Annotated in this window: 13 protein-coding genes; 4 read left to right on the top strand and 9 right to left on the bottom strand. The window is 67.0% G+C overall.

Features of this window, described 5'->3' with window-relative positions; genetic code table 11:
* Nucleotides 1-44: 44 nt before the first annotated feature.
* The 5 genes from SOM26_RS13230 to SOM26_RS13210 all read right to left on the bottom strand — a co-directional run bounded on the left by SOM26_RS13230 (nt 45) and on the right by SOM26_RS13210 (nt 8,455).
* Nucleotides 45-1,835: a family 43 glycosylhydrolase gene (locus SOM26_RS13230; RefSeq protein WP_320453202.1), complete on the bottom strand. Its 1,791-nt coding sequence runs from the start codon at nt 1,833-1,835 to the stop codon at nt 45-47.
* Nucleotides 1,832-2,512 carry a DUF6445 family protein gene (locus SOM26_RS13225; protein ID WP_320453201.1) on the bottom strand — a complete coding sequence of 227 codons (681 nt, stop codon included), beginning with the start codon at nt 2,510-2,512 and terminating at the stop codon, nt 1,832-1,834. The genes SOM26_RS13230 and SOM26_RS13225 overlap by 4 nt, the downstream gene beginning before the upstream one ends.
* Nucleotides 2,513-2,706: 194 nt before the next feature.
* Nucleotides 2,707-5,721, bottom strand: coding sequence for a TonB-dependent receptor domain-containing protein (locus SOM26_RS13220; protein WP_320453200.1), 3,015 nt, complete (start codon nt 5,719-5,721; stop codon nt 2,707-2,709).
* Between the two features lie 200 nt (nt 5,722-5,921).
* Entirely contained in the window at nt 5,922-7,457 is a 1,536-nt protein-coding gene (locus SOM26_RS13215; RefSeq protein WP_320453199.1) for a tryptophan halogenase family protein, read from the bottom strand.
* Nucleotides 7,454-8,455, bottom strand: coding sequence for a LacI family DNA-binding transcriptional regulator (locus SOM26_RS13210; RefSeq protein WP_320453198.1), 1,002 nt, complete (start codon nt 8,453-8,455; stop codon nt 7,454-7,456). The genes SOM26_RS13215 and SOM26_RS13210 overlap by 4 nt, the downstream gene beginning before the upstream one ends.
* 164 nt (nt 8,456-8,619) lie before the next feature.
* Between SOM26_RS13210 and SOM26_RS13205 the strand changes: the two genes are divergently transcribed.
* Entirely contained in the window at nt 8,620-10,896 is a 2,277-nt protein-coding gene (locus SOM26_RS13205) for a glycoside hydrolase family 3 N-terminal domain-containing protein (protein WP_320453197.1), read from the top strand.
* Between the two features lie 88 nt (nt 10,897-10,984).
* Here the strand turns inward: SOM26_RS13205 and SOM26_RS13200 are convergent, their stop codons facing one another.
* A complete protein-coding gene (locus SOM26_RS13200; RefSeq protein WP_320453196.1) occupies nt 10,985-12,427 on the bottom strand; it encodes an MFS transporter in 1,443 nt (480 codons plus the stop codon).
* Between the two features lie 61 nt (nt 12,428-12,488).
* Between SOM26_RS13200 and SOM26_RS13195 the strand changes: the two genes are divergently transcribed.
* From SOM26_RS13195 to SOM26_RS13185, 3 genes are all read left to right on the top strand, one after another.
* Nucleotides 12,489-13,700: a multidrug effflux MFS transporter gene (locus tag SOM26_RS13195; RefSeq protein WP_320453500.1), complete on the top strand. Its 1,212-nt coding sequence runs from the start codon at nt 12,489-12,491 to the stop codon at nt 13,698-13,700.
* Between the two features lie 83 nt (nt 13,701-13,783).
* Nucleotides 13,784-15,841 carry a M13 family metallopeptidase gene (locus SOM26_RS13190; RefSeq protein ID WP_320453195.1) on the top strand — a complete coding sequence of 686 codons (2,058 nt, stop codon included), beginning with the start codon at nt 13,784-13,786 and terminating at the stop codon, nt 15,839-15,841.
* Nucleotides 15,842-15,950: 109 nt separating this feature from the next.
* A complete protein-coding gene (locus tag SOM26_RS13185) occupies nt 15,951-18,422 on the top strand; it encodes an alpha/beta hydrolase family protein (protein WP_320453194.1) in 2,472 nt (823 codons plus the stop codon).
* Nucleotides 18,423-18,443: 21 nt separating this feature from the next.
* Here the strand turns inward: SOM26_RS13185 and SOM26_RS13180 are convergent, their stop codons facing one another.
* The 3 genes from SOM26_RS13180 to SOM26_RS13170 form a co-directional block, all read right to left on the bottom strand.
* Nucleotides 18,444-20,984 carry a CPBP family intramembrane glutamic endopeptidase gene (locus SOM26_RS13180; protein WP_320453193.1) on the bottom strand — a complete coding sequence of 847 codons (2,541 nt, stop codon included), beginning with the start codon at nt 20,982-20,984 and terminating at the stop codon, nt 18,444-18,446.
* Entirely contained in the window at nt 20,981-21,736 is a 756-nt protein-coding gene (locus SOM26_RS13175; protein ID WP_320453192.1) for an ABC transporter ATP-binding protein, read from the bottom strand. Before SOM26_RS13175 ends, SOM26_RS13180 begins: the two co-directional genes overlap by 4 nt.
* Nucleotides 21,737-21,828: 92 nt before the next feature.
* Nucleotides 21,829-22,905, bottom strand: a complete 1,077-nt coding sequence (locus SOM26_RS13170; RefSeq protein ID WP_320453191.1) for a glycosyltransferase family 87 protein — start codon at nt 22,903-22,905, stop codon at nt 21,829-21,831.
* Nucleotides 22,906-23,244 lie beyond the last annotated feature (339 nt).

Here is a 23,244-nt window from a genome sequence, read left to right as displayed (position 1 = left end):
GACTTTCGCGCTTTCCGGGGTGAGGTACAGCCGGGCCCCTTGAATCACATCGCCAGAATGCGGCTGAGGCGGGAGACACCATGTTCGTCAAAGGCCTCGACCGCGACATGATAACGCTGTCCGACGGTGAGCGCGCGCAAGGGGAGCGCGGCCTGATCGCCCTCGGCCACCCGGTCGGCGAACAGCTGATAGGTCAGGGCCAGTCGATCCGGCCGGATGCCCCAGCGGACATTGTAACCGACCGCGCCCGGCACCCGGCGCCAGCGGATGACGGCGTTGCGGCTGTCCGCCTCGCGCGTCGCGGTGACCTGCTCGGGGGCGGCGGGATCGACGCCATCGGCGTTGCCGAACACGCGCAGGTCGCTGATCGCCAGATGCGCCGCCCCGACATGGCCATGGACGTAGCGGACATAACGGGTGCGCACCGGGACGGGCAGCGCGAGATAGGCATTGGGCCGGTCGCGCCGCGGCCCCTCGGTCCGGGCCAGCGGATGCCAAGTCCGGCCGTTCGCCGAATGCTCCAGCCGGAACTCGGTATAGATGTCGGGCGCGTCGCCGAACCGCCCGGCCTGATAGTCCGCGAAGTTCACCTGAACCGCACGCACCGTCTTTACCGCCCCCAGGTCCAGCGTCAGCGTCGCCCCCGGCGCATTTGACGGCGACAGCCAGAAGCTGCGGGGGTTCTCGTCCGTCGCGTCCGCCGCCGGGTGCCCCGCCACCTCCCCGCTGGCGACCGCATGCTTGCGGTAGGAGAGCAGCATCCAGCCGGTGAACAGCGATTCCGGGTCGGTCACGCGGGTCGTCGGCATCCGGTGCGGAAAATCGCCGAAGCGGGTCGATACGCGCATCTGGCCATCCGCCTCGAACGCGGCGGGCCACAGGCCGATGCGCCGCTCGAACGTCCAGTTATAGCCGATCCAGGGCGTGCCGGTGTTCCACCAGTTGCCGTGCGCGTCCCGGAAGCTATTGCCGTGCCCGGCCCCCTGCACGAAGCCGCCGGGCTTGTAGCCGACCGGATTGTACGGCGCATAGGTGAACGGCCCCATCGGCGACGTCCCCACATAAGTGCCGGTGGCATAGGCGTTATACTCGGTGCCCGGCGCGCCATATTGCAGATAGTAACGGCCGCCGACCTTCGTCATCCACGCCCCCTCCATGAAGGGGGTGATCGGCGTCCCGTCGGGCAGTGTTCCGCTATGATCCTGGCCGAAGCGTTCCCAGCCATGATGCGCGGGATCAAGCAGGATGAAGGACCGGCGCGGCTCGCCATAGGTCATCCGGCCGTCCGCGAAACGGACGGGCGCGCCGTAGACGGGGAAGACGTTGGACGAGTTCCAATAGAGATACCAACGCTTGTCGTCGTCCTGGAACAACGCCGGGTCCCACGGGCCGGGCGGCACCTGCCCCGGCTTGATCGCGTCCTCGAACCCCGATCGCACCGCGCCGGGGAGCACCGGCATCCTGCGGACGAAATAGTCGAGCTTGCCGCTCGCCGGATCGCTGGTCGCATAGATGGTGCCTTGGTCGGTCATCGAGGGCATGATGAGCAGCCGTTCGCCGTCCGAGGTGACGGCGGGCGCGACGATGCCTCGCGCGGGCCAGCGGCTGGGCGTGACGAAGCGCCAGTCGACAAGATCGGTCGAGCGCCAATAGCCGTCGGCCAGCGTCAGGAAGAGATAATAGGCCCCCTTGAACCACACGATCACCGGGTCCGCGCCGGTGCGGTAGGATATGCCTCCGTTCACCTGCTCGAAGTTATAGCGGTAATTGATATCGACCGGGTTGGCGTAGGTCTTGTCCTGGGCCGCAGCGGCAAGTGCAAGGGCCAGGATCATCGCCGGGCCTGGACGAACAGGTTGGTGGTCAGGCGGCCGATACGCGGATCGTCGCTGAAGGCCATGTCGGGCGGAATGATGCCCGAATGGAGCAGGCATCCCTGATAAATGACCAGCCGGTCGGTCTTTGCCTCGACCATCCCGATCTGCTCGAACGCGGCGTTGCTGCCATTGGTGTAGCCGGACAGCCCCGCGCCGTCGCGGCGGGCGGCGGCGATGAAGGCGTCGCGATTGGCAGGCGTCACCCGCTCGATCCGCGTCGCGCGCTGGCGATAGAAGGCGGTGCCGCTGCCCCGCGTTTCGGACAGGTAATGGAGGACCGCCAGATAATCGGGGTCGACCGCATCGAAATGCGGCATCCGCTGAACCGGGGACAAGGTGGCGGGCGCGGCGGTGACCATCGAGAAGCTGCCCTCGATCCAGTCGAAACCGTCGACCTCGAACGCACCGCCGATAAAGGGCGCGACCGCCTGGAGCAGGGCGGTGGCATAGGCGTGGGCCGGGCCGTCACCGGGGCTCAGGACATGGCGGACACCGGGATAATGGCTGCCCGGTATCTGCGGGAACGGGGCAAGCGCCGCCGCCATCGCGACGATGCCCGCGACATCGCCGCTCACGTCGTCGACGACCACGACCGGGCTTTGCGATTGCCCGACACGAAGGAGGCGCGGGGTCATGGCATTACTGACATTCCGGCATTCCCCATGAATGGGCTCCTCCATTCCTCCCCTGCAAGGGGAGGTGGCAGGCCGAAGGCCTGACGGAGGGGTGTCGCCCTATCGAGAGCGGGACACCCCTCCACTATGCTGCGCATGGTCCCCCTCCCCTTGCAGGGGAGGAAAAGGTGGGCCGCCAACACAGCCCCCAATCCTCAGAACTTGTACCGCGCACCGACCTGGAACGAGCGCGGCACGCCGGTGGTGTCGAACTCGCGCTTGGTCGGGTTCACGCCCGATCCCGCACCCCAGGCCGAATAGGTCCGGTTGACCGAATCGAAGATGTTGAACGCGGCCAGATTGACCTCCAGGTCATGGCCCCATGGCATCTTGAAGTTCTTCGAGACGCGCAGGTCGACCGCGGCATAGCCGACGATCTGGTCGGGCCAGAACACGCCGCCGAAATTGCCATAGGCGCTGGCATTCTCAGGCTTCACGGCCGGGAAGATGACCTGGCCGAAGGACGGGCCCGAACTGAAGGTGCCGGTCACCGAGATCTTGGTATCCCACGGCCCCTTGGCGATGCCGGTGCCGACGAAGCGCCACTTCTCGACGCTCGCGACATAATTCCAGCCATAAGCATCGACGCGCGGGCCGTTGAAGAACTCGTCGCCCTGCAACTCCTGCGCGACGTTGCTCTTGGCCTGCTGCACCGTCAGCGTGGCGGTGAAGCCCCAGGTCGAACCGGTGACGAACGGCTTTTCGGCGGTGAAGTAGAGCGCGTTATACTCCGCCTTGCCGTCGTTCGACCCGATGTTCAACTTGCCGCTATAGCCGGGCAGGATGCCCTGGGCGGGGAAGTTGTCCTCGATCCACTGGTCGCCCTGGCTGGTATATTGCCCGCTGGGCAGGCGATTGCCGCGCACATACTTGAAGATGTTGTGGCTGCGGATGTGGCTGAACGTGACCGAGGTCTGCACGACGCCCAGCCGCTTGCGGAAACCGATGTTGAACTGGTCCGAATAGGGCAGCCTGGTGTTGTTGTTGAGCAGCCAGACCTCGCCGCCCACGCCCGTCGCGGTCGCCGCCGCGCGCAGCGCGTCGACATTCTTGTAGCTGCTGTTCCACGCAAGCGTCGCGGGCGGCAGCCCGCCATTGTTGGTCGCACGGATGCTCGCGCAGGTCGGCTGGCCGGGGCCGTCGCAGAAGCTGAGCGTAACGGTCTGCTGATAGAGTTGCTTCACCGTCTCGATCCCCGCCGCGATGAACAGCGGCCGGTCGTAATAGCGGCCCGCACCCGCAAAGAAGATCGTGTCGCGGTCGCCGTTCAGGTCGTAGGAAATGCCCAGGCGCGGCTGGAACGCCTTCCAATACGGCTTCCGGTTGTTGCCGGTCGATATATAGTCGTTCGGGTTGATGCCCGCCGCCTGCCACGGCTGATAATTGCGCAACGCATTGGCGATGGCCGTGGGCGTGACGAAATTCTCGTTCTTCGCGTTGGTTTCATAGTCCCAGCGCAGACCGGCATTGACGGTGATATGGTCATTGACCGTCCAGTCGTCCTGCAGGAACAGGCCGATTTGCGTGTTCTTCGCGGTCGCCGGGCGCACCGGCACGACCGAGACCGCCGCCTGTTGCGGGGTCGAGGCGTCGAAGGTGGTGTAGGTCGACGGCGTGAAATAATAGGCACCGTTGCCCAGATTGTCCTCGGCGCGTGACAGGTCGTTCAGCGAGACCTTCACGCCCGCCTTCACGACATGGCGATCGCCAAAGAAGGTGACGTTGTTCTTGAACGTCCAGGTCTTCTGGTTGTCGAACTGCTCGAAGCCGTTGGTGCCCAGCTGCGCGACGGCGGCGCCCGGGCGGCCCAGCACGATCTCGGGCCCGCTGCTGGTGCGCGGCGTGCCGTTGAAGACGCTATTATAGGCCAGCGTCATCTCGTTCAGCCAATGGTCGCCGCGATGGTTCCATTCGAGCTGATAGAGGTCGATCTTCGACTGGAGCAGGTGGCCGTGCGAGGGCACCGCGATGCCGCCGAAATCGGCCAGGTTGCTTTCCCGGCGGAAGAAGCCGCTGAGATTGACCGTGTCGGCGTTGCTGACATAGCCGGTCAGCTTGCCGAAATAGAGCCGCTGGCTGAAATCCTGCGGATAGCTGCCGTTGAACTGGCTGACGATCGCCTGGGGCACGACCTGGGTCGGGTCGGCGGTGCTGGTATTGCCCAGCTGCACCGCGGTCGAAGGGGCCTTCTGGTCGGTCGCCTCGAACGCGCCATAGATGTGCAGCACGTCCTTGATGATCGGACCGCCCAGGTCGGCGCCATATTGCTTGCGGTCGTAATCGCCCTGTTGGCGCGTGCCGTCCAGATTGTTGCGCTGGCCCGGCCGGTCGAAATATTTGGTGCCGTAGAAGGATTTGGGCTGCCACTCGCCAAACAGCGTACCGTGATAGCTGTCGCCGCCGGTCTTGGTGACGGCGGTGATGATCGCCGACCCGGACTGTTCGTATTCGGCCTTGTAATTCTGGGTATCGACCTTGAATTCCTGCACCGCCAGCTGCGGGAAGGGATTGCCCTGGCTGAAATTCTGGCCCGCCACGCCGCCGTGATTGACCTGGTTCTTCAGGGACAGGCCGTCGATGAAGACGTTGACGTTGTCCGCACTGACGCCACCCGCCTGGACCTGGCGGTTGCTGCGACCCGGCGTCACCGCCACGCCCGGCGCGAGCGCGGCGAAGTTCAGGAAGTTGCGGTCGCTTTGCGGCAGGCTTTCGATCTGCTGCTGCGACACGTTGGTGGAAACCTCCGCGGTGCGCACCTCCTGGGTGCGGCGGCCGGTCACGACGACATCGCCAGACGCCGCAGCGCCGCCTGCAATCTCCTCACCGCCGCCGCCGGGCGCAGCGGCGGGCTCGCCGATATCGGCGGTGATGATCTGGCCGATCGGGACGACGACCTGTTCGGGCTGCTGGCCCTGAACCTCGACCCGGTAGGTGCTGGGGCGGATGCCGGGGATGGTATAGTCACCCGCCGCGTTGGTGCGCGCGGTGATGACCTGGCCGGTGGTCAGGTCGGTGATCTTGACCGTGGTGCCCGCCGACGCGCCCTCGACCCGGCCGCGCAGCGTGCCGCTGGCCTGGGCATGAGCGGGTGCGCTGACGACGAGCGCGACCGCCAGGGCCAGCGCGGAAATCCCACGACGCATCTGCGCGCGATCATTGGTGGATGCCATTCCAGTCCCCTCCATCATCCCTTGCACCCCTTCCTTGCCCCGGATGCCGCGACGACGGACGTCGCTCACCCGAAAACGGAGAGGCTTATGAAACCGGTTACTTGCCCGCGTAACCGGTTACAACCGTTGTGACACGGCTTATGTCACTATCGTGACGGCTGTTGCGCAAACGTCACAGATCACCGGGCCGAGCAGGCCGGTCAGGCGGGGAGCGGTGGTGCCTGGCCGTGGCGGGCGATGAATGCCTCATGGGTGGGCAGGCCGCTCGCGACCTCGGCGATCACCTCCTCGACATCGCGAAGGAACGCGGTCGCCTGCGCATCGGGCACCATGTCGACCATCGGGTCATATTGCGCGGCCAGTCCCTGCCCCAACAGCACCTGGACCCAGCTTTCCTCGCGGAACAGCTCAGCCTTGCCGTGCAGGAAAAAGCGGCCCGAAGAGCGGAACAGTTCGATCCGCTCGGCCAGGCTGTCGGGCACGTCCATGTGGCGCAGATACTGCCAGAACGGCGTGTCTTCCCGCTGCGTCACCTTGTAATGCGCGATGATGAAGTCGCGTACGTCGCGATATTCGAAATCGGTCTGGCGATTATATTCGGCGATATCGGCGGCGTGGAAGCCACGCCCCGGAAACAGCGCCAGCAGCCGCAGCAGCCCGGTCTGGATCAGGTGGATGCTGGTCGACTCGAGCGGCTCGAGAAACCCGCCCGCCAGCCCGAGCGCGACGACGTTCTTCTCCCACGCCCGCACCCGCTTGCCCGGCCGGAACCGCACGGGGCGGGGATCGCCCAGGGCTGGCGTATCGAGATGCGCGAGCAGCGCCGCCGCCGCCGTGTCGTCCGACACGAAGCGGCTGGCATAGACATGGCCGTTGCCCGTCCGGTGCTGAAGCGGAATGCGCCACTGCCACCCCGCGCCATGCGCGGTCGACCGCGTATAGGGGGTCAGTGGTCCGGTTCCCCGCGCGCTCGGCACCGCCAGCGCCCGGTCGCAGAGCAGCCACTGGCTCCAATCCTCATACCCCACCCCCATCGCCTCGCCGATCAGCAGGCCACGCATCCCCGAGCAGTCGAGGAACAGGTCGCCGTCCACCGTGCGCCCATCGGCCAGCACGACATGGTCGAGATGGCCGTCGCTCGCGCGGGCGTTGGCCGCGACGATCCGCCCCTCGATCCGCTCGACCCCCGCCTTTTCCGCGCGCACCCGCAGATAGCGCGCATAGAGCGAGGCATCGAAATGATAGGCATAGTCGATATCGGCGATCGGCGAGTTGGGATGCGCCGGATCGGGCATGGCAAAGCGGTTCATCCGCGCCGCCATCGTGTTCAGCGCATAATGGTCGAAATGCTTCGCCCGCCCGTGCGCGGCTTCCTTCAGCCAGAATTGGTGGCAGTGCAGCCAGTACAGGTCCTGCCCGATCTTGCCGAAACCATGGATATAGCTGTGCCCCGGCGCCCGCCAGTTGCGGAATTCGATACCCAGCTTGAACGTCGCCTGGGTGGCGCGGACCATCTCAAACTCGTCGATCCCGGCCAGCCCGTTGAAGGTGCGGATGGCGGGGATTGTCGCCTCGCCCACGCCGATCGTGCCAATCTCCTCCGATTCGATCAGCCGGATCGTATAGGCCCCCAGCAACAGCCGCGAGAGCAGGGCGGCGGCCATCCATCCGGCGGTGCCGCCGCCGACGATGGTGACGGTCTTGAGCGGCGGATTGGGATGCGCCGCCGCCGTCATGCCGACACCGCCGGGCTGGTCGCGCGGATCACCAGCTCGGTCGCGATGGTCTGCGTCTCCAGCACCAGCGTGCCGCCCTCCAGCGCGTCGACCAGCCGCGCGACGGCCCGCGCGCCCAGCTCGGCCGTCGGCGCGCGCACCGTGGTCAGCCCCAGATAGCGGGCCAGCGGAATATCGTCGAAGCCGGTCACGGCCACCGCGCCGGGCACCACGACCTGCCGCTCGCGCAGCACGCTGAGCACGCCCAGCGCCATCATGTCGTTGGCCGCGACGATCCCGTCATGGGCCAGCCCCCGCTCCGCAACGGCCAGCATCGCCGCAGCGCCCGATTCCTCGCGGAAATCGCCTTCGATCACGATCGGCTCGACCTCCGGCGCCAGCCGCGCCATCGCGGCCAGGAAACCCTGGCGCCGCTCGTCCGCGTCGATGTTGTCGAACGGACCGGAGACATGGATCAGACGCCGCCGCCCCTGCGCGACCAGATGCGCGACGACCGCCTCGATGCCGACGGCATTGTCGATGCGGAACGCCGCCCGGCCCGAGGCGTGTTGCGAATTGACCAGCACGGCGGGCACGCCCAGCGGCAGGGCATCGTCCAGCCCGCCCGCGACCAGTTGCGGCGCCATCACGATCAGCCCGTCGACGCGGCCCCGCATCGACCGCACCGCCTGCGCCGCCAGTTCGGCATCGGCGTGCATGTTCGACAGCAGCAGATGGTATCCGCGTGCCGTCACCTCGCGGTCCATGCCGCGCACGATCTCGGAAAAGAACTCGCCGTGCAGATCGGGCAGGACGACGCCGATCGCATGGCTGCGCGACAGCGACAGGCTGCGCGCCCCCGCATGGGGGACGTATCCCAGCGCCTGCGCGGCGGCCATCACCCGCGCGCGCGTGTCCGGATGGACGCTGCTATGCCCGTTCATGGCGCGCGACACCGATGCGACGGATACCGCCGCCTGCCGCGCCACGTCGCGGATCGTGGCCGATGACTGCCTCACACCCCTCCCCTTCGCGGGCCCATCGCCCGAGGCCTCTCTATAGCGTGCGCCGCATCTTGTGCGATGCCTCCCGTCTGTGTAACCGGTTACACAAAAGCGTCAACATCAATGCGGCCGCGCGAAACGTCCGAATGTTCGCCGTAGCTTAGGGGAGAATGAGGCCGATGTCGGAGATCACCATTTCGCGGCGCGCCGCGCTGCTGGGCGCAGGGACCATCGCCGCCTGGGCGACCAGCCCCGCCCGCGCGCTGCTGGCGCAAGGAGACGGCACCGCGCTTTCCGCGTCGGTCGAGGCGATCCTGGCGAAGATGACGCTGGAGGAAAAGGCCGGGCAGCTTCAGCTGAACGCCGCCGCCTGGGGTGGCGGGGTCGCCACCGCGCTCAACCCGCCATCCAACGGCCCCAGCTTCGAGGGGCAGCTCGCCGATGCGGTCGCGGGCAAGCTGACCGGCGTGTTCAACGGCAATGGCGCGGAGATGGCGCGGCGGATGCAGGGCGCGGTGATGCGCGACTCGCGGTTGAAGATCCCGCTGATCTTCGCCGCCGACGTGATCCATGGCCACCGCACGATCTTCCCGGTGCCGGTCGCCGAGGCCGCCAGCTTCGATCCCGACCTGGCGATGCGCACCGCGCACATGGCGGCGTTCGAGGCGGCGGGCGCGGGCATCGACTGGACCTTCTTCCCGATGGTCGACATCGCGCGCGACCAGCGCTGGGGCCGGACGATGGAGGGCGCGGGCGAAGACCCGATGCTGGGCCAGTTGTTCGCCATCGCTCGCGTCAAGGGTTTCCAGGGCAGGAACCTGGCCGCCGACGATGCGGTGATGGCCTGCATCAAGCATTTCGCCGCCTACGGCGCGGCCGAAAGCGGCCTCGACTATAACATCGTCGACATGTCCGAACGGACGCTGCGCGAAGTCTATCTGCCGCCCTACAAGGCCGGGTTCGACGCGGGCGCGATGAGCGGCATGGCCTCGTTCAACGAGATCAACGGCATCCCCTCGACCGGCAATCCCTGGCTGATGAAGCAGGTGCTGCGCGACGAGTGGAAATTCCCCGGCATCATCGTCTCCGACTATACCGGCGACGAGGAGATGATCGCGGCGGGCTTCGCCAAGGACGGCAAGGACGCGGCGCGTATCGCCTTCCTGGCGGGCGTCGACATGAGCATGCAGTCCAACCTCTACGCGCTCCACCTGCCGAGCCTGGTGCGCGAGGGCGCGGTGCCGCAAGAGGTGCTCGACCGCTCGGTCCGCCGCGTGCTGGCGGTCAAGCAGATGCTCGGCCTGTTCGACGACCCCTTCCGCCGGATCGATCGCAAGCGCGAGACGGCGCGGTCGCGGACCAAGGCCGCCATCGCCCTGTCGCGTGAGGCGGCGCAGAAATCGATGGTGCTGCTGAAGAACGACGGCGACCTGCTACCGCTCGACCCGACCCGCAAGATCGCGCTGATCGGCCCCTTCGCCAGCGGCCAGCACGACCTGAACGGCCCCTGGGTCGTGTACGGCGACAACAACCAGGCGATCGACCTGCTGACCGGCCTGCGCGCGGCGGGGGCGAAGAATGTCACGGTCGCGCTCGGCTCGGGCGTCGAGGAGGCCTTGCCCGGCGGGATCGAGGCGGCGGTCGCGGCGGCGCAAACGGCGGACGTGGTCGTGCTGGCGATCGGCGAGAGCGAAACCATGTCGGGCGAGGCGCAGTCGCGCACCTCGATCACCATCCCCGCACCGCAAATGGCGGTGGCCGAGGCGGTGGCGAAGACCGGCAAGCCGATCGTCGTCCTCCTGAAGAACGGGCGCGGGCTGGCGCTGGAGGGCGCGGTCAGGGATGCGCCCGCCATCCTCGTCACCTGGTTCCTGGGTTCGGAAACCGGCCATGCCATCGCCGACATGCTGTTCGGCAAGGTCGGGCCATCGGGTCGCCTGCCGCTGAGCTTTCCCTATGAGAGCGGGCAGGAACCCTATTATTACGCGCACAAGGAAACCGGTCGTCCCGCGCCAGCGGGCGCGCGCGTCCCCTACAAGACGCAGTGGCGGACCGCGCCCAATGCCGCGCTCTATCCGTTCGGGCACGGCCTGACCTATGGCAAGGTGACCTATGACGCGGCCGACGTGCCCGCCAACCTGGCATGGGACGGGCGGATCACCGTCTCGGCGACCGTCACCAACACCGGCACGCGCGCGTGCGAGGAAGTGGTCCAGCTCTACATCCACGACCGCGTCGCCAGCATCACCCGGCCGGTGCGCGAGATGAAGGCGTTCCGCAAGGTCGCGCTGGCCCCGGGCAAGAGCGAGCGGGTAAGCTTCACCCTGACCCGTGCGCAACTGGAGTTCCTGGGCACCGACCTGCGCCCCACGGTCGAGCCGGGCACCTTCGACGTGTGGATCGCCCCCTCGGCGCAGGACGACGGCGCGCACGGGACGTTCGATCTGGTCCGGTAAATCGTCCCCGACACGGGGAGAGGGACCATCCAAAGGATGGTGGAGGGGGATCGCCGCGAGGGACTTATCCGGCGGCAAGCCCCCTCCGTCAGGGCTTCACCCTGCCACCTCCCCGTGCCAGGGAGAATCTGCCGGTCCGCCGCAACGGGCTGAACGCCATCGCCAGCCCCGACAGCACGAAACAGACCAGCGGCACCACCACCACCAGGCGGCGCAGTGCGGCGAGCGTCTCGGGCGTCTGGTCGACATTGGCGACATAGCCCGCCTGCCCCAGCACCAGCCCGATCATCACGGTGGCCAGCCCGATCGCCACCCGCTGCAACAACGCGGCCAGGCCGAACACGATGCCCTCGGCACGAATGCCGGTCGCCCGCTCGCCATGATCGATCGTGTCGGGCAACAGCGCCCAGAAGGCAAAGTGCAAGCCGACCGTCACCGCCTGCATCCCGATCAGAAAGGCCTGCATCGCGCCGACCTGCGGCAGGTCGACCGTCGCGAACAGCAACAGCCCGGTGCCGCAGCATCCCACCGCGACGAACCACAGCCGCACCGCGCCGATCATCCGCGCCAGCGCCATCCAGACCGGCACCGCCACCACGCTGACCGCCATCATCGACGCCAGTGCGAGCTGCCCGGCCCCGACATCGTGCAGCCGGTACTTGAAGTAATAGAGGACCGACTTGCCCAGCACCGTGGTCGCCACGATCATCGCGATCATCGCCACCGCCAGCGTCAGGAAGGCACGGTTGCGCGCGACCGCCGCGAGCGAGATGCGGATCGAGGGCGGCGGCGGCTTGGCGACCTCGGCCATGCCGTCACGAAAGGTCCAGCCGACCCCGATCAGGATGACGCTGCCCAGGCCCGCAAACAGCAGCGCGGCCCCCATGAAGGCGCGCGGGCCGCCCTCTACGCCCATCACCATGCCGCCGATCGGCACCGTCCCAATCGCCACCAGCACCGCCGCCGCCGTGCCCGCCAGCATCCGCAGCCCCGCGACGAACGACCGGTCGCGGCTGTCCATGCTGACCCGCGCCGACATCGCCAGATAGGGGATGTTGACCAGCGCATAGGCGGTGCGGAACAGCAAATGCCCACCCAGCACGAAGGCGAGCCCGGCCTGCCCGGCGACCGGCGGCGGCGCATAGGCCATGGCGAAGGCCATCCCCAGCGGCACCGCGCCGCCGATCAAGGCCCAGCGATAATGGCGCGCCCCACCCTGCCGATCGACCAGCGCGCCGACCGCAAAGCTGACCAGCCCGTCCCAGACCGACGCCGCCAGATAGATCGCCGCCGCCGTCTCGACCGCGATTCCGATCGCGTCGGTGTAGTAGAACAGCAGGTAAAGCATCACGCTCTGCCAATAGAGGTTGAACGCGAAATCACCCCCGGCCAGCGTCACCAGACGCCAGCGGCCGACCCGTCGCCCCTCGCCATGCTCGTTCATCATGACGGTCTTGTCGGGCGCGTCGGATGCAAAGTCGAGGGGCTGCGGGATGCCGGGATACCTTAACGCCCTGGGCGATTTACCCATGGCCACCCCCGCCCAGCCAACCTAGACGGACGCCATGACTGACAAGACCGAGCGTACGCCCATGCGTGGGGGCGAGTTCATCGCCTTCATCGCCGCCCTGATGGCGGTCAACGCCCTGGGTGTCGACCTGATGCTGCCCGCGCTGGCCGATATGGGCCACCAACTCGGCATCGCGACCGCCAACCACCGGCAATGGATCATCACCGTCTATATGCTGGGCTTCGGCGCGGGCCAGCTGGTCTATGGACCGCTGGCCGATCGATACGGACGGCGGCCGATCCTGCTCGTCACGCTGGCGGGGTTCGTCGGGGCCAGCGTCTTTGCCGCGGGGTCGCAGACCTTCCCCGCGCTGCTCGGCGCGCGGGTGTTGCAAGGGCTGATGTCCGCCTCCACCCGCGTGCTGGCGGTGGCGATCGTGCGCGACCGGTTTTCCGGCCGCCAGATGGCGCGCACCTTGTCGGTCGCGCAGATGATCTTCTTCCTGGTGCCGATCATGGCGCCCAGCCTGGGGCAGGTGCTGCTGGCGTTCGGGCCGTGGCGGTTCATCTTCTATGCGCTGGCCGGTTTCGCCGCCTTCGTCCTGGCCTGGTCGGCACTGCGCCTGGTCGAGAGCCTGCCGGTCGCGCGCCGCACGCCGCTGTCGCTCGCCTCGCTCAAGAGTGCGTATCGGCTGACGCTGACCAACCGTTTTTCGGCGGGCTATGCAGTGTGCGCGTCGATGACCTTTGGCGGGGTGATCGCCTTCGTCTCGTCGGCGCAGCAGATTTTCGTCGACGAATTCGGCGCAGGCGACCGGTTCACCCTGCTGTTTGCGCTATGTGCTTTCTCGATGGGCTGCGCATCCTTCGCCAACAGCCGCCTGGTCGAGCGGCTGGGCACCCGGCTGATCTCGCAGACCGCCGTCATCGGGCTGATCATGCTGTCGGTGCTGCACCTGGGCGTCATCATGGCCGGGCAGGAGACCTTGGTCACTTACATCCTGTTCCAGGCGCTCAGCATGACCTGTATCGGCCTGTGCGGATCGAACTTCGGCGCGATGGCGATGGAGCCGGTCGGCCATATCGCGGGCACCGCCTCGTCGATCCAGGGTTTCATCACCAGCGTCGGCGCGGTGATCGTCGGCTCCGCGATCGGCCAGGCCTATGATGGCTCCACCTATCCGCTGGCCATCGGCTATCTGGCGATCGGGCTGGGCGTACTCGTGCTCGTCTATTTCATCGAGGACCGCCGGCTGTTCCGCGCCCGCCATGCCAGCGAGGCACCCAAATCCTGAGCCAACATGACAGGCCGTTCACTTGACTTGATCAGGCGAGGGGTTCTCCATCCCCGCCAACATCACAGGATCGCAGGAAACCCATGAAGCGCTACGCGTTCGCCGCCGCCCTCCTCGTCACCACCGCCGCCATGGCGCAGACATCGTCGGTGCCCGGCACGCTGCCCGGCGTCGACAAGGGCTATATGGACCCCAGCGTCAAGCCGGGCGACAATTTCGACGCCTATGCCAATGGCGGCTGGCGCAAGACCGCAGAAATCCCCGCCGACCGCTCGACGATCGGCGTCGGGCTCGACGTGTCGCTGCGCGCCGAGGCGCGCACCGCCGCGATCATCAAGGGGGCGGCCGCCACGAAGGGTGCACCCGGTAGCGACCAGCAGCGGATCGCCGATTATTACGCCGCCTATGTCGACACCGCCGGGATCGAGGCACGCGGGTTGAAGCCGATCCAGGGCGACCTGGCTGCCATCGCCGCGATCAGGGACAAGCGCGATCTGTCGCGCGCCATCGGCGCGGCGATGCGATCGGACACCGATCCGTTCAACAACAACAATTACGCCAGCACGAACAACCTGTTCGGCCTGTTCGTCAGCCAGGACCTGAACCAGCCGACGCGCAACGTCCCCTATCTGATGCAGGGTGGCCTGGGCCTGCCCGAGCGTGACTATTACCTGTCGGACAAGCCCGACATGGCGGAGATCCGCACCGCCTACCGCGCCTATCTGGCCCAGTTGATGCAGCTGGCCGGGCTGTCCGACCCGCAGGCCCGCGCCGAGCGCGTCTTCGCGCTGGAGACCAAGATCGCCGCCGCGCAGGCCGACATCATCACCAGCCAGGACGCACACAAGGGCGACAATCCCTGGACCCGTGCCGATTTCGCCACCCGCGCGCCGGGGATGGACTGGACCGCCTTCTGGACCGCCGCCGGGATGCCCGCCGGACAACGCGACTTCATCGTGTGGCAGCCGGAGGCGACCACCAAGCTGTCGGCGCTGGTCGCCAGCGAGCCGTTGCAAAGCTGGCAGGACTGGCTGGCCTTTCATACGATCAACCAGGTCACCGGCTCGCTGCCCAAGGCGATCGACGATGCGTCGTTCGGCTTTTACGGCCGCACCCTGACCGGCACCCCCGCGCAGCAGCCGCGCGAAAAGCGGGCCCTGTCGGCCGTCAACGGCGCTCTGGGCGAGGCGGTCGGCAAGATCTATGCCCAGCGTTATTTCCCCGCCTCGTCCAAGGCCGAGATCCAGACGATGGTGACCAACATCGTCGGTGCCTTCGACCGGCGGGTCGCCGCGCTCGACTGGATGGCGCCCGCGACCAAGAAGGAGGCGCGCGCCAAGCTCGCCGTGCTGAAGGTCGGGGTCGGCTATCCCGACCATTGGTGGAACTACCCGAAATTCGACGTGCGCGCCGACGACCCGGTCGGCAATGCGCAGCGCGCCCGGCTGGCCATGTACCATTATCATCTCGGCAAGCTCGGCAAGCCGGTCGATCGCAGCGAATGGTGGATGACGCCGCAGACGGTGAACGCGGTCAACCTGCCGCTGCAGAACGCGCTGAACTTCCCCGCCGCGATCCTGGAGAGCCCCTATTTCGATCCCAAGTTCGACGCGGCCGCCAATTATGGCGCGATCGGATCGGTCATCGGGCACGAGATCAGCCACAGCTTCGACAATCTGGGCGCCGATTTCGATTCGACCGGGCGGCTGCACAACTGGTGGACACCCGCCGACCTGAAGCGGTTCGAACAGGCCGGACAGGCGCTGGTCGCGCAGTATAACGGCTATGAGGCGCTGCCCGGCCTCTACCTGAACGGCGAGCAGGAACTGGGCGAGAATATCGCCGACGTGGCCGGGCTGACCGCCGCATACGAGGCCTATCACGCCTCGCTGAAGGGCAAGCCCGCCCCCGTCATCGACGGGCTGACCGGCGACCAGCGTTTCTTCCTGGCCTTTGCCCAAGGGTGGCGGACCAAGATGCGCGACAAGGCGCTGCGCGCGCGCATCACCAGCGACGTGCACGCACCCGCACCGTGGCGCGTGCTGACCGTGCGCAACCTGGATGCCTGGTATGCGCCGTTCGACGTCCAGCCGGGTCAGGCGCTGTACCTGTCACCCCAAAAGCGCGTCCACGTCTGGTAACTCCACGCTCCGGCCCATCTGCCTCATGGGCGGGCGGGCCGGAGAGGGTCTGGTGCGGGCACGGCGGGCGTGCCACACCCCCTTGTCAGGTTGTAACAAGGGGTTGGGAATGCTCGTCGGAACGCGTCTGGTTACTGTCCTTCTGGCCACCACGGCCCCGCTCCTCGCCGCCACGCCATCGGGTGCGCAGACCGCAGCCCAGCCCCCTGCGACCGGCTATCACCGCGCGCCCGATGCCATTGCCAGGGCGCTGGAAACCCCGCCCACCCCGGCGGTCGCGCTCAGCCCCGATCATCGCACCATGGCGATCCTGGGGCGCGAGAACCTGCCCTCCATCGCCAATCTGTCGAAGCCGATCCTGCGACTGGGCGGATATCGCATAGATCCGGCGACCAACGGCCAGGCCGAGGTGCGCGTCCAGTGGCTGAACGCGCTCAGCTTCCAGGATGTCGCCAGCGGCCGGACGGTCGCGGTCCGCCTGCCCCAGGGCACCCGCTTCGCCGCGCCCGACTGGTCGCCGGACGGCGCGCATCTGGCCTTTTATGTGCAGGAAAAGGACGGGCTGGCGCTCTGGGTGGCCGACCGTGACGGGACCGCGCGTCCGGTGGCCAAGGGGCTGAACGGCACCTTCGGCACGCCCTTTGCCTGGACGCCCGACAGCCGCGCGCTGATCGCCTATACCGTGGTCGCCAACCGGGGTGCCGCACCCGTCGCCGATTCCACCCCCTCGGGCCCCGTCGTCCAGGAAAGCAGCGGTCGGACCTCCGCCGCGCGCACCTATGAGGATTTGTTGGGCGATGCGCATGACGAGGCGCTGTTCGACTATTATTTCACAGGCCAGCTGGCGCGGATCGACCTGTCGGGTGCAGTGCAACCGATCGGCACGCCGGGGCTGATCACCGACTTCAGCGTGTCGCCCGATGGCCGCTATCTGCTGACCGAACGGCTCAAGCGTCCCTATTCCTATCTGTTGCCCGCGCGCTTCTTCCCGACCGAGATCGCGGTCGCCACGATCGACGGACAGCCCGTGCGCACCTTGGTCGACCGGCCGCTGGCCGACGACCTCCCGGTCGACTTCGATGCGACCGTGAAGGGCCCGCGCGAGGCCGAATGGCGCGCCGACGCGCCCGCGACGCTGGTCTGGGCCGAGGCGCTGGACGGCGGCAATCCGAAGGCGAAGATCGCCTTCCACGACAAGGTCATGATGCAGGTCGCGCCTTTCGACCAGCCTGCGGTCGAACTGGTCAAGACGCCTGCCCGCTATGCCGCCACGATGTGGGGTGATGACGGGTTCGCGATGGTCGTCGACCGCGAATGGCGCAGCCGGACCGAGCATCGCCAGGCCGTCGCCCCCGGCCGCCCCGGCGAGGGCCGGATGCTGCTGACCCGCAATTACCAGGACCAGTATGGCGATCCCGGCCGCCCGGTGATGGAGGAAAATGCGGCGGGCAAGCCGGTGATGCGCTTCACGCCCGGCCATGACGCGGTCTATGTCACCGGCGAGGGCGCGACGAAGGCGGGCGCCTTCCCCTTCCTGGCGACGATGACGCTGGCGGATGGCGCACAGACCCGGCTGTGGACCGCCAAGCCGCCTTATTACGAGACGGTCGTCGCGATGCTCGACGACAAGGGCCAGCGTATCCTGACCCGACGCGAAAGCGCGACCCAGGTGCCCAATTACGTGATCCGCACCGTCAAGGGCGGTCAGGCCAAGGCCGTCACCCGCTTCACCGACCCCGCCCCCGTCTTTGCGGGCGTGACGCAGCGGACGATCACCTATAACCGCGCCGACGGCCTGCCGCTGTCGGGTTCGCTCTATCTGCCCGCCGGATATGACGCCAAGCGCGACGGGCCGCTGCCGACGTTGCTCTGGGCCTATCCGGCCGAATTTACCGATGCGAAGGTCGCCGGGCAGACGGTCGACCAGGGCAACCGCTTCGTGCGGCCGCGCGGGATCAGCCACCTGTTCCTGCTGACCCAGGGCTATGCCATCCTCGACAACCCCGCCATGCCGATCATTGGCGAAGGCGGGGCGGAGGCCAACGACACCTATATCCAGCAGCTTCAGGCCGATGCCCAGGCGGCAGTCGATGCGGTCGTGAAGCTGGGCGTCGCGGACCGCAGCCGCATGGCGGTGGGCGGGCACAGCTATGGCGCGTTCATGACCGCCAACCTGCTCGCCCATACCGATCTGTTCCGCGCCGGGATCGCACGCTCGGGCGCGTACAACCGCACGCTCACCCCGTTCGGCTTCCAGGCGGAACAGCGCACCTATTGGCAGGCGACCGACACCTACACGACGATGAGCCCGTTCACCTTCGCCAACCGGATCAAGGCACCGATCCTGCTGATCCATGGCGGCGCGGACGACAATAGCGGCACCTTCCCCATCCAGTCGGAACGGATGTATGCCGCGCTGAAGGGCAATGGCGCGACGGTGCGCTATGTCGTCCTGCCCAATGAGCCGCATGGCTATCGCGCGCTGGAATCCACCGAGGAGACGCTGTGGCAGATGACCGACTGGCTCGACCGCTACGTCAAGCCCAAGGCGCCCGCCGCCCCCGCGACCAGCGCCCGCTGACGGACACGTGGCCCCGGCCCCTCAGCTCCACAGCACGACCACCGCATTATAGGTCATGTGGAGCAGGATCGCCTGGGCCAGCCGCCCCGACCGCTTGAACAGGACGCAGTTCGCGGCACCCACCAGGGCGACGGGCAACCAGGACAGGAGCGGGTGGTAGATGGCAAAGAACGCCGCAGCCCCCGCCACCGCCGTCCAGCCACCGCCCCATTGCCGGTCGAGCGTGCGATAGAGTAGCCCCCGGAACAGGAATTCCTCGGCAAAGGGTGCCATGAATATGGCGATCACGCCGTAGCTGACCGCCATGCCGGGGATCGCATCCATCCGGCCGCGCGCCGCACGCATGAGCTCGGCCGTCCAGGGGATCTGTGACAAGACCTCGCCATAGCCATGCGCGATGAGCGCCAGCGCCAGTCCACCCCCGATTCCGCCCAACAGCCACGCCGCGTCACGCCGGTTGCCCGCGATGCAGCGCGCGAACCAGGTCCGATCGGCATCGCCCTCGTCCCGCCAGCGCCACAGGGTCGCGGCCGCCACCCCCCGCCTGGCCAGGAACAGTGCCATGCCGATCGACACGGCTATCGCACACAGGGCATAGCTCAGCGCCTGGACCGTCGCCATGATCGCCTTGCCGCCCAGGGTGAAGGTGAAGGCGCTGATGATCGCGTTGCACTCGACCAGGATGCTGATCGCGATCATCGCATGCATCAGCGTGGGCGGCGGCGGCAGTCGTTCGGACCACGGGTCGTAGAGATAGGGCAGCCGTGCGCGCAGATTTTCCCACATCGCGGCGGCCGTGATCCAGGAATAGACGATGCCGACGATCACCAGATGCCATTGCTGGGTCACCACCCCCACCGCGAAGGTGAACATGCCAAGCTGCGCCGCCCAGAGCCGCCCGCGCGGCACCTTCTGCGCCTCGCCCGATTCCGAGACGATCGTGACCAGAGTCACCGCCTTTTCCGCCATGCTGCGCGCGAAGAGGCACCAGGCGACACCGACCAGCGCGATCTTCCATGCGTCGTGCGGGAACATCCAGCATGCGACCAGCAGCGCGATGCCGACCAGCACGCTCGCGATCACCGACCATAGCCATGCCTTGGCCTTCAGCATCGCCTCCAGCCCGCGTGGCCACGTCATCGCGATCCAGAGCGCGGAGCCCTCGGATGTCAGCGACTTGGGGCCCAGTATCCACAGGAAATAGGTGCCGAAGAAGATCGCGGCGGCACACAGGTAATTCCACATATCCGCCGCATGGATCATGACGCTGTGGAAATTGACGAGCTGTATACCCGCGATCGTGACCGGGATCAGGATCGTCTGGACCAGCGCGCTGCGATCGCGCACGAACCACAGATACTCCTTGCGGAACAGCGGTTCGCGGCCGAACCGCCCCGCCTTGCCCCGCCGGACGCCGACGCCGTCAGAAGCGAAGGCGCCGCTCAGGCCCTGGCGTACCGATCGCGCGCTGAACGCGACCGATGCGGCGATCGCGACCATGCTGAACGCCCCCGACACCGCCACGCCGCGCCACAGGGCAAAGTCACCTGCCCCATCCATGCCCAGGAACAACCGCAGCACTGGCCATGACGGCCCCGTCTCGTCGATCCACCCCGACACCATGTGCGCGATGCCCGGCATGACGCGATTGACGACGAACATCAGGATCATCGAGGCAAAGCCGAACCAGCCGATGATCCCGATCGCCGCCCCGCGACGACGCAGCGGCAGCCGCAGCATCGCCGCGATCTCCAGCATCTTGCCGACACAGGCCGCCGCCACCGTCAGCGGAATGCCGATCAGGATCGCCGCCACCACCCCGATCACCGGCCCATGCGCAATGCCATAGAGCAAGCCGGGAAACAGCGGTGCCGCCCAATAGACCGGATTGGCGGCCAGCGGCGCCAGCATCTCGGCAAAGAACACCGCCCCTGCCGTGACGGGGTGGCTCAACAGCCATTCCCACATCGGATGCCGCCTGCGCTGGATGTCGAGTTCCGACCCTTCGCCCTGGCACACGACCATCGCGAACCACCAGAGCAGGATGATCGAACCGATAAGCGCGGCGGCCGGGCCGCTCCGGGGGAGGTCCGCCAGTCCGGACTCGGTGTCGTCCTGCCGCACCAGATGACGATTGCCCGATGTCGCGACCGTCTCGCGCAACTGCGCCTCGACCATGTCCCGATCGGCGCCACTATGCTCGGCAATCTGTTCGGCTTCGTCACGGAAACCGCTGGCATCGGGGGGCGTACCGCCCTGCACGCTCCGGCCCACCGTGTCGTAGAACCATGGCCCGACCACCATCTGCCCATGCCGCTGGGCCTGGGCGCTCTGCGCCGCCTCGACCGCGGTCACCACCGTCACCGCCGCCAGCCCATGAACCAGACAGGCCAGCAGGAGCGACAGGATCGTCCCGATCGACGTCCATTTCACCATCCAGTCGGCGCGACGCCCCTTGAGCAGTTGCTGCTGGCGTCGCTGACGCCCGCGTGATCGCTTGCGCGACGAACGCAGCAACAGCCAGACCGTCCGCCAGAAACCCGGCACGCTCGCCTCGCTCACAGCGCGTGCGGCCGCGCGGTGAGCGTCAGGAACAGTGCCTCCAGATCATCCTGCCCATAGCGCGCCTTCAGCGCGTCGAGCGAGCCATGCGCGATCAACGTCCCCTGCGCCATGACGACCGCATGGCTGCACAACCGCGCAACATGGTCCATCAAATGGGTCGAGAACAGGATGGTCGTGCCGTTCGCCGCAGCCTCGGCGATCAGGTCGTAGAAGAGATGGGTCGATTCGACGTCCAGCCCGTTGGTCGGCTCGTCCAGCACCAGCAGGCGCGGGCCGTGCAGCATGGCGAGCAGCAGGCCCAGTTTCTTCTTCATCCCGCGGGAAAAATCCTCGGCATAATGATCGAGCTCGTCCGCCAGCCGCATCCGCTCGACCAGCGGCATGATGCGCGCCATCGTGGCCGGGACATCCAGACCATGCATGCCCGCACACAGCTCAAGCAGTTCGCGTGCCGACAGATAGGAATAGAAGACCGGCTCGTCCGGCAGAAAACCGATCACCCGCTTCACCGCCACCCGGTCCTCGAAAGCATCGAGGCCGGCAACATGCAACTGCCCCGAACTCGCCTTCAGTATGCCCATCAACAACCGGAACAGCGTGGTCTTGCCCGCACCATTGGGGCCGAGCAGTCCGCAAATCTGTCCCTGCGGAATGGAAAAGCTGATATCGCTCAATGCGACCTTGTTGCCGAACGTCTTGCCGACATGCTCGATCGTGACAATAGCTTCACGATTGTCGTCGTCCATCATGCGAACTGCCCCCCTGCCGCCCCCTACCCATGGCTGGGTATCGCGACATCTTAGGCGAGCCCGACCGTTATTGGAAACGGGATAGGCGATGTTCATCCACAATTCGGGCGACCAGCATCACCATGTGTCCGCAGGGCGGCGCGTGCGACCTGGATCGCCAGCGCCCACAGGATAACCGGCGCGACGGGCACGCCCGTTGCCATGGCGATCGACCGCCCCACCAACGGCAGGGCAAAGCACGCCGCCAGAACCAGCTTGTCCCACGGCCGGAACCCCCGCCGCACGCCTTGCGAGAACAGCCACGCGATCGGAATGGCCGCGAGCGTCAGGTCATAGTCGAGCAGGAAGGGGCTCATGAGCAGCGTGACGGCGGCGGTCAAGGCACCGGCGGCCTCGCGCGAAACACCGGGTGCGCGCGTGACGAAGACCAGCATCAGCGCCGCGCCGGTCGCGCCCGTCAGTTGCACCACAAAAGCCAGCCAGCCGGGCGAATGAAGCACCCGCATGGCCGCATACAGGCTGACCATCTTGGCGGGGTCGACAAGGCCCTGGTCCAGAATGGCCTGCCCCACCGGCGCGGCGTGGAAGAAAGCGACCCAACTCTCCTGCCCAAGGACGACCATCGACGCCAGGCACCACAGGCCCATGCTCGCCAGCGCACCGCCCATCACACGCCAATGCCCCCCGGCGATCACGAAGATCGGCAAGGCGAGCGCCAGTTGGGGTTTGACGATCATCGTGCCGAGCAGCATTCCCGCCAGCCAGGGTCTCCGCCCAGCCAACCCCAGCCCACTCGCAAGCAGCGCACCGGTGAGAAACCCATTCTGGCCATGACCGATATTGACGATCACCGCGGGAAAGGCGGTCACGGTCATCAACACGCCATGATGGGGCACGAGCCACCGCCTTATGGCCGCCAGATACAACCCGCCCGTCAAAGCCAGCCACGCCGCCAACCCACCACAATAGGGGAGCATTCCGAAAGGAAGGCAGACCAGCAGGAACGGCGGAGGATAAAGAAAGGAGGACAGCCCCGGATCGACGACCACCGAGGCCCGTTCCATCGCACCGATCCTCGCAAGGTCCCACGCCGCTTCGGGCACCCCGGCAAGCGCCAGCCGAGCAGCGGACCAGAAGGCGAGAAAATCCGTCCCGAAAGGCTTGCCCATCGGATCGACGCCATCGCGACCGAGCAGGATCCACCCCAGACCGCAAATCGATGCCGTCGATACGAAAAGCAACCGATACCCCCGCGCCCTTTCGGCACCGAGCCAGGGTGCGTCCCTAAAGGCATGAAGCAGGCGAGCGAGCATGCACCCTGCCTGTGCGATGCGCGCTTGCTTTCCCGTTAATGGGCGCGGCGCATCGCCAGTCAGCGGCTTATCTCCGTGCCACGATAGAGAGGTGACACGGCCGTTTCCGCCTGGACCATCCGGTTGAAAGCCTGACGCTGATCGGAGCACTGTTCGATCAGCCGGTTTCAACCGACGGTCCCGTCATCGAATTCG

Source organism: Sphingomonas sp. CFBP8993, assembly GCF_034044895.1.
Taxonomy (GTDB): domain Bacteria; phylum Pseudomonadota; class Alphaproteobacteria; order Sphingomonadales; family Sphingomonadaceae; genus Sphingomonas.
The sequence above is the reverse complement of the archived record's forward strand: the minus strand, read 5'-3'. Positions and strand labels throughout refer to the sequence as shown.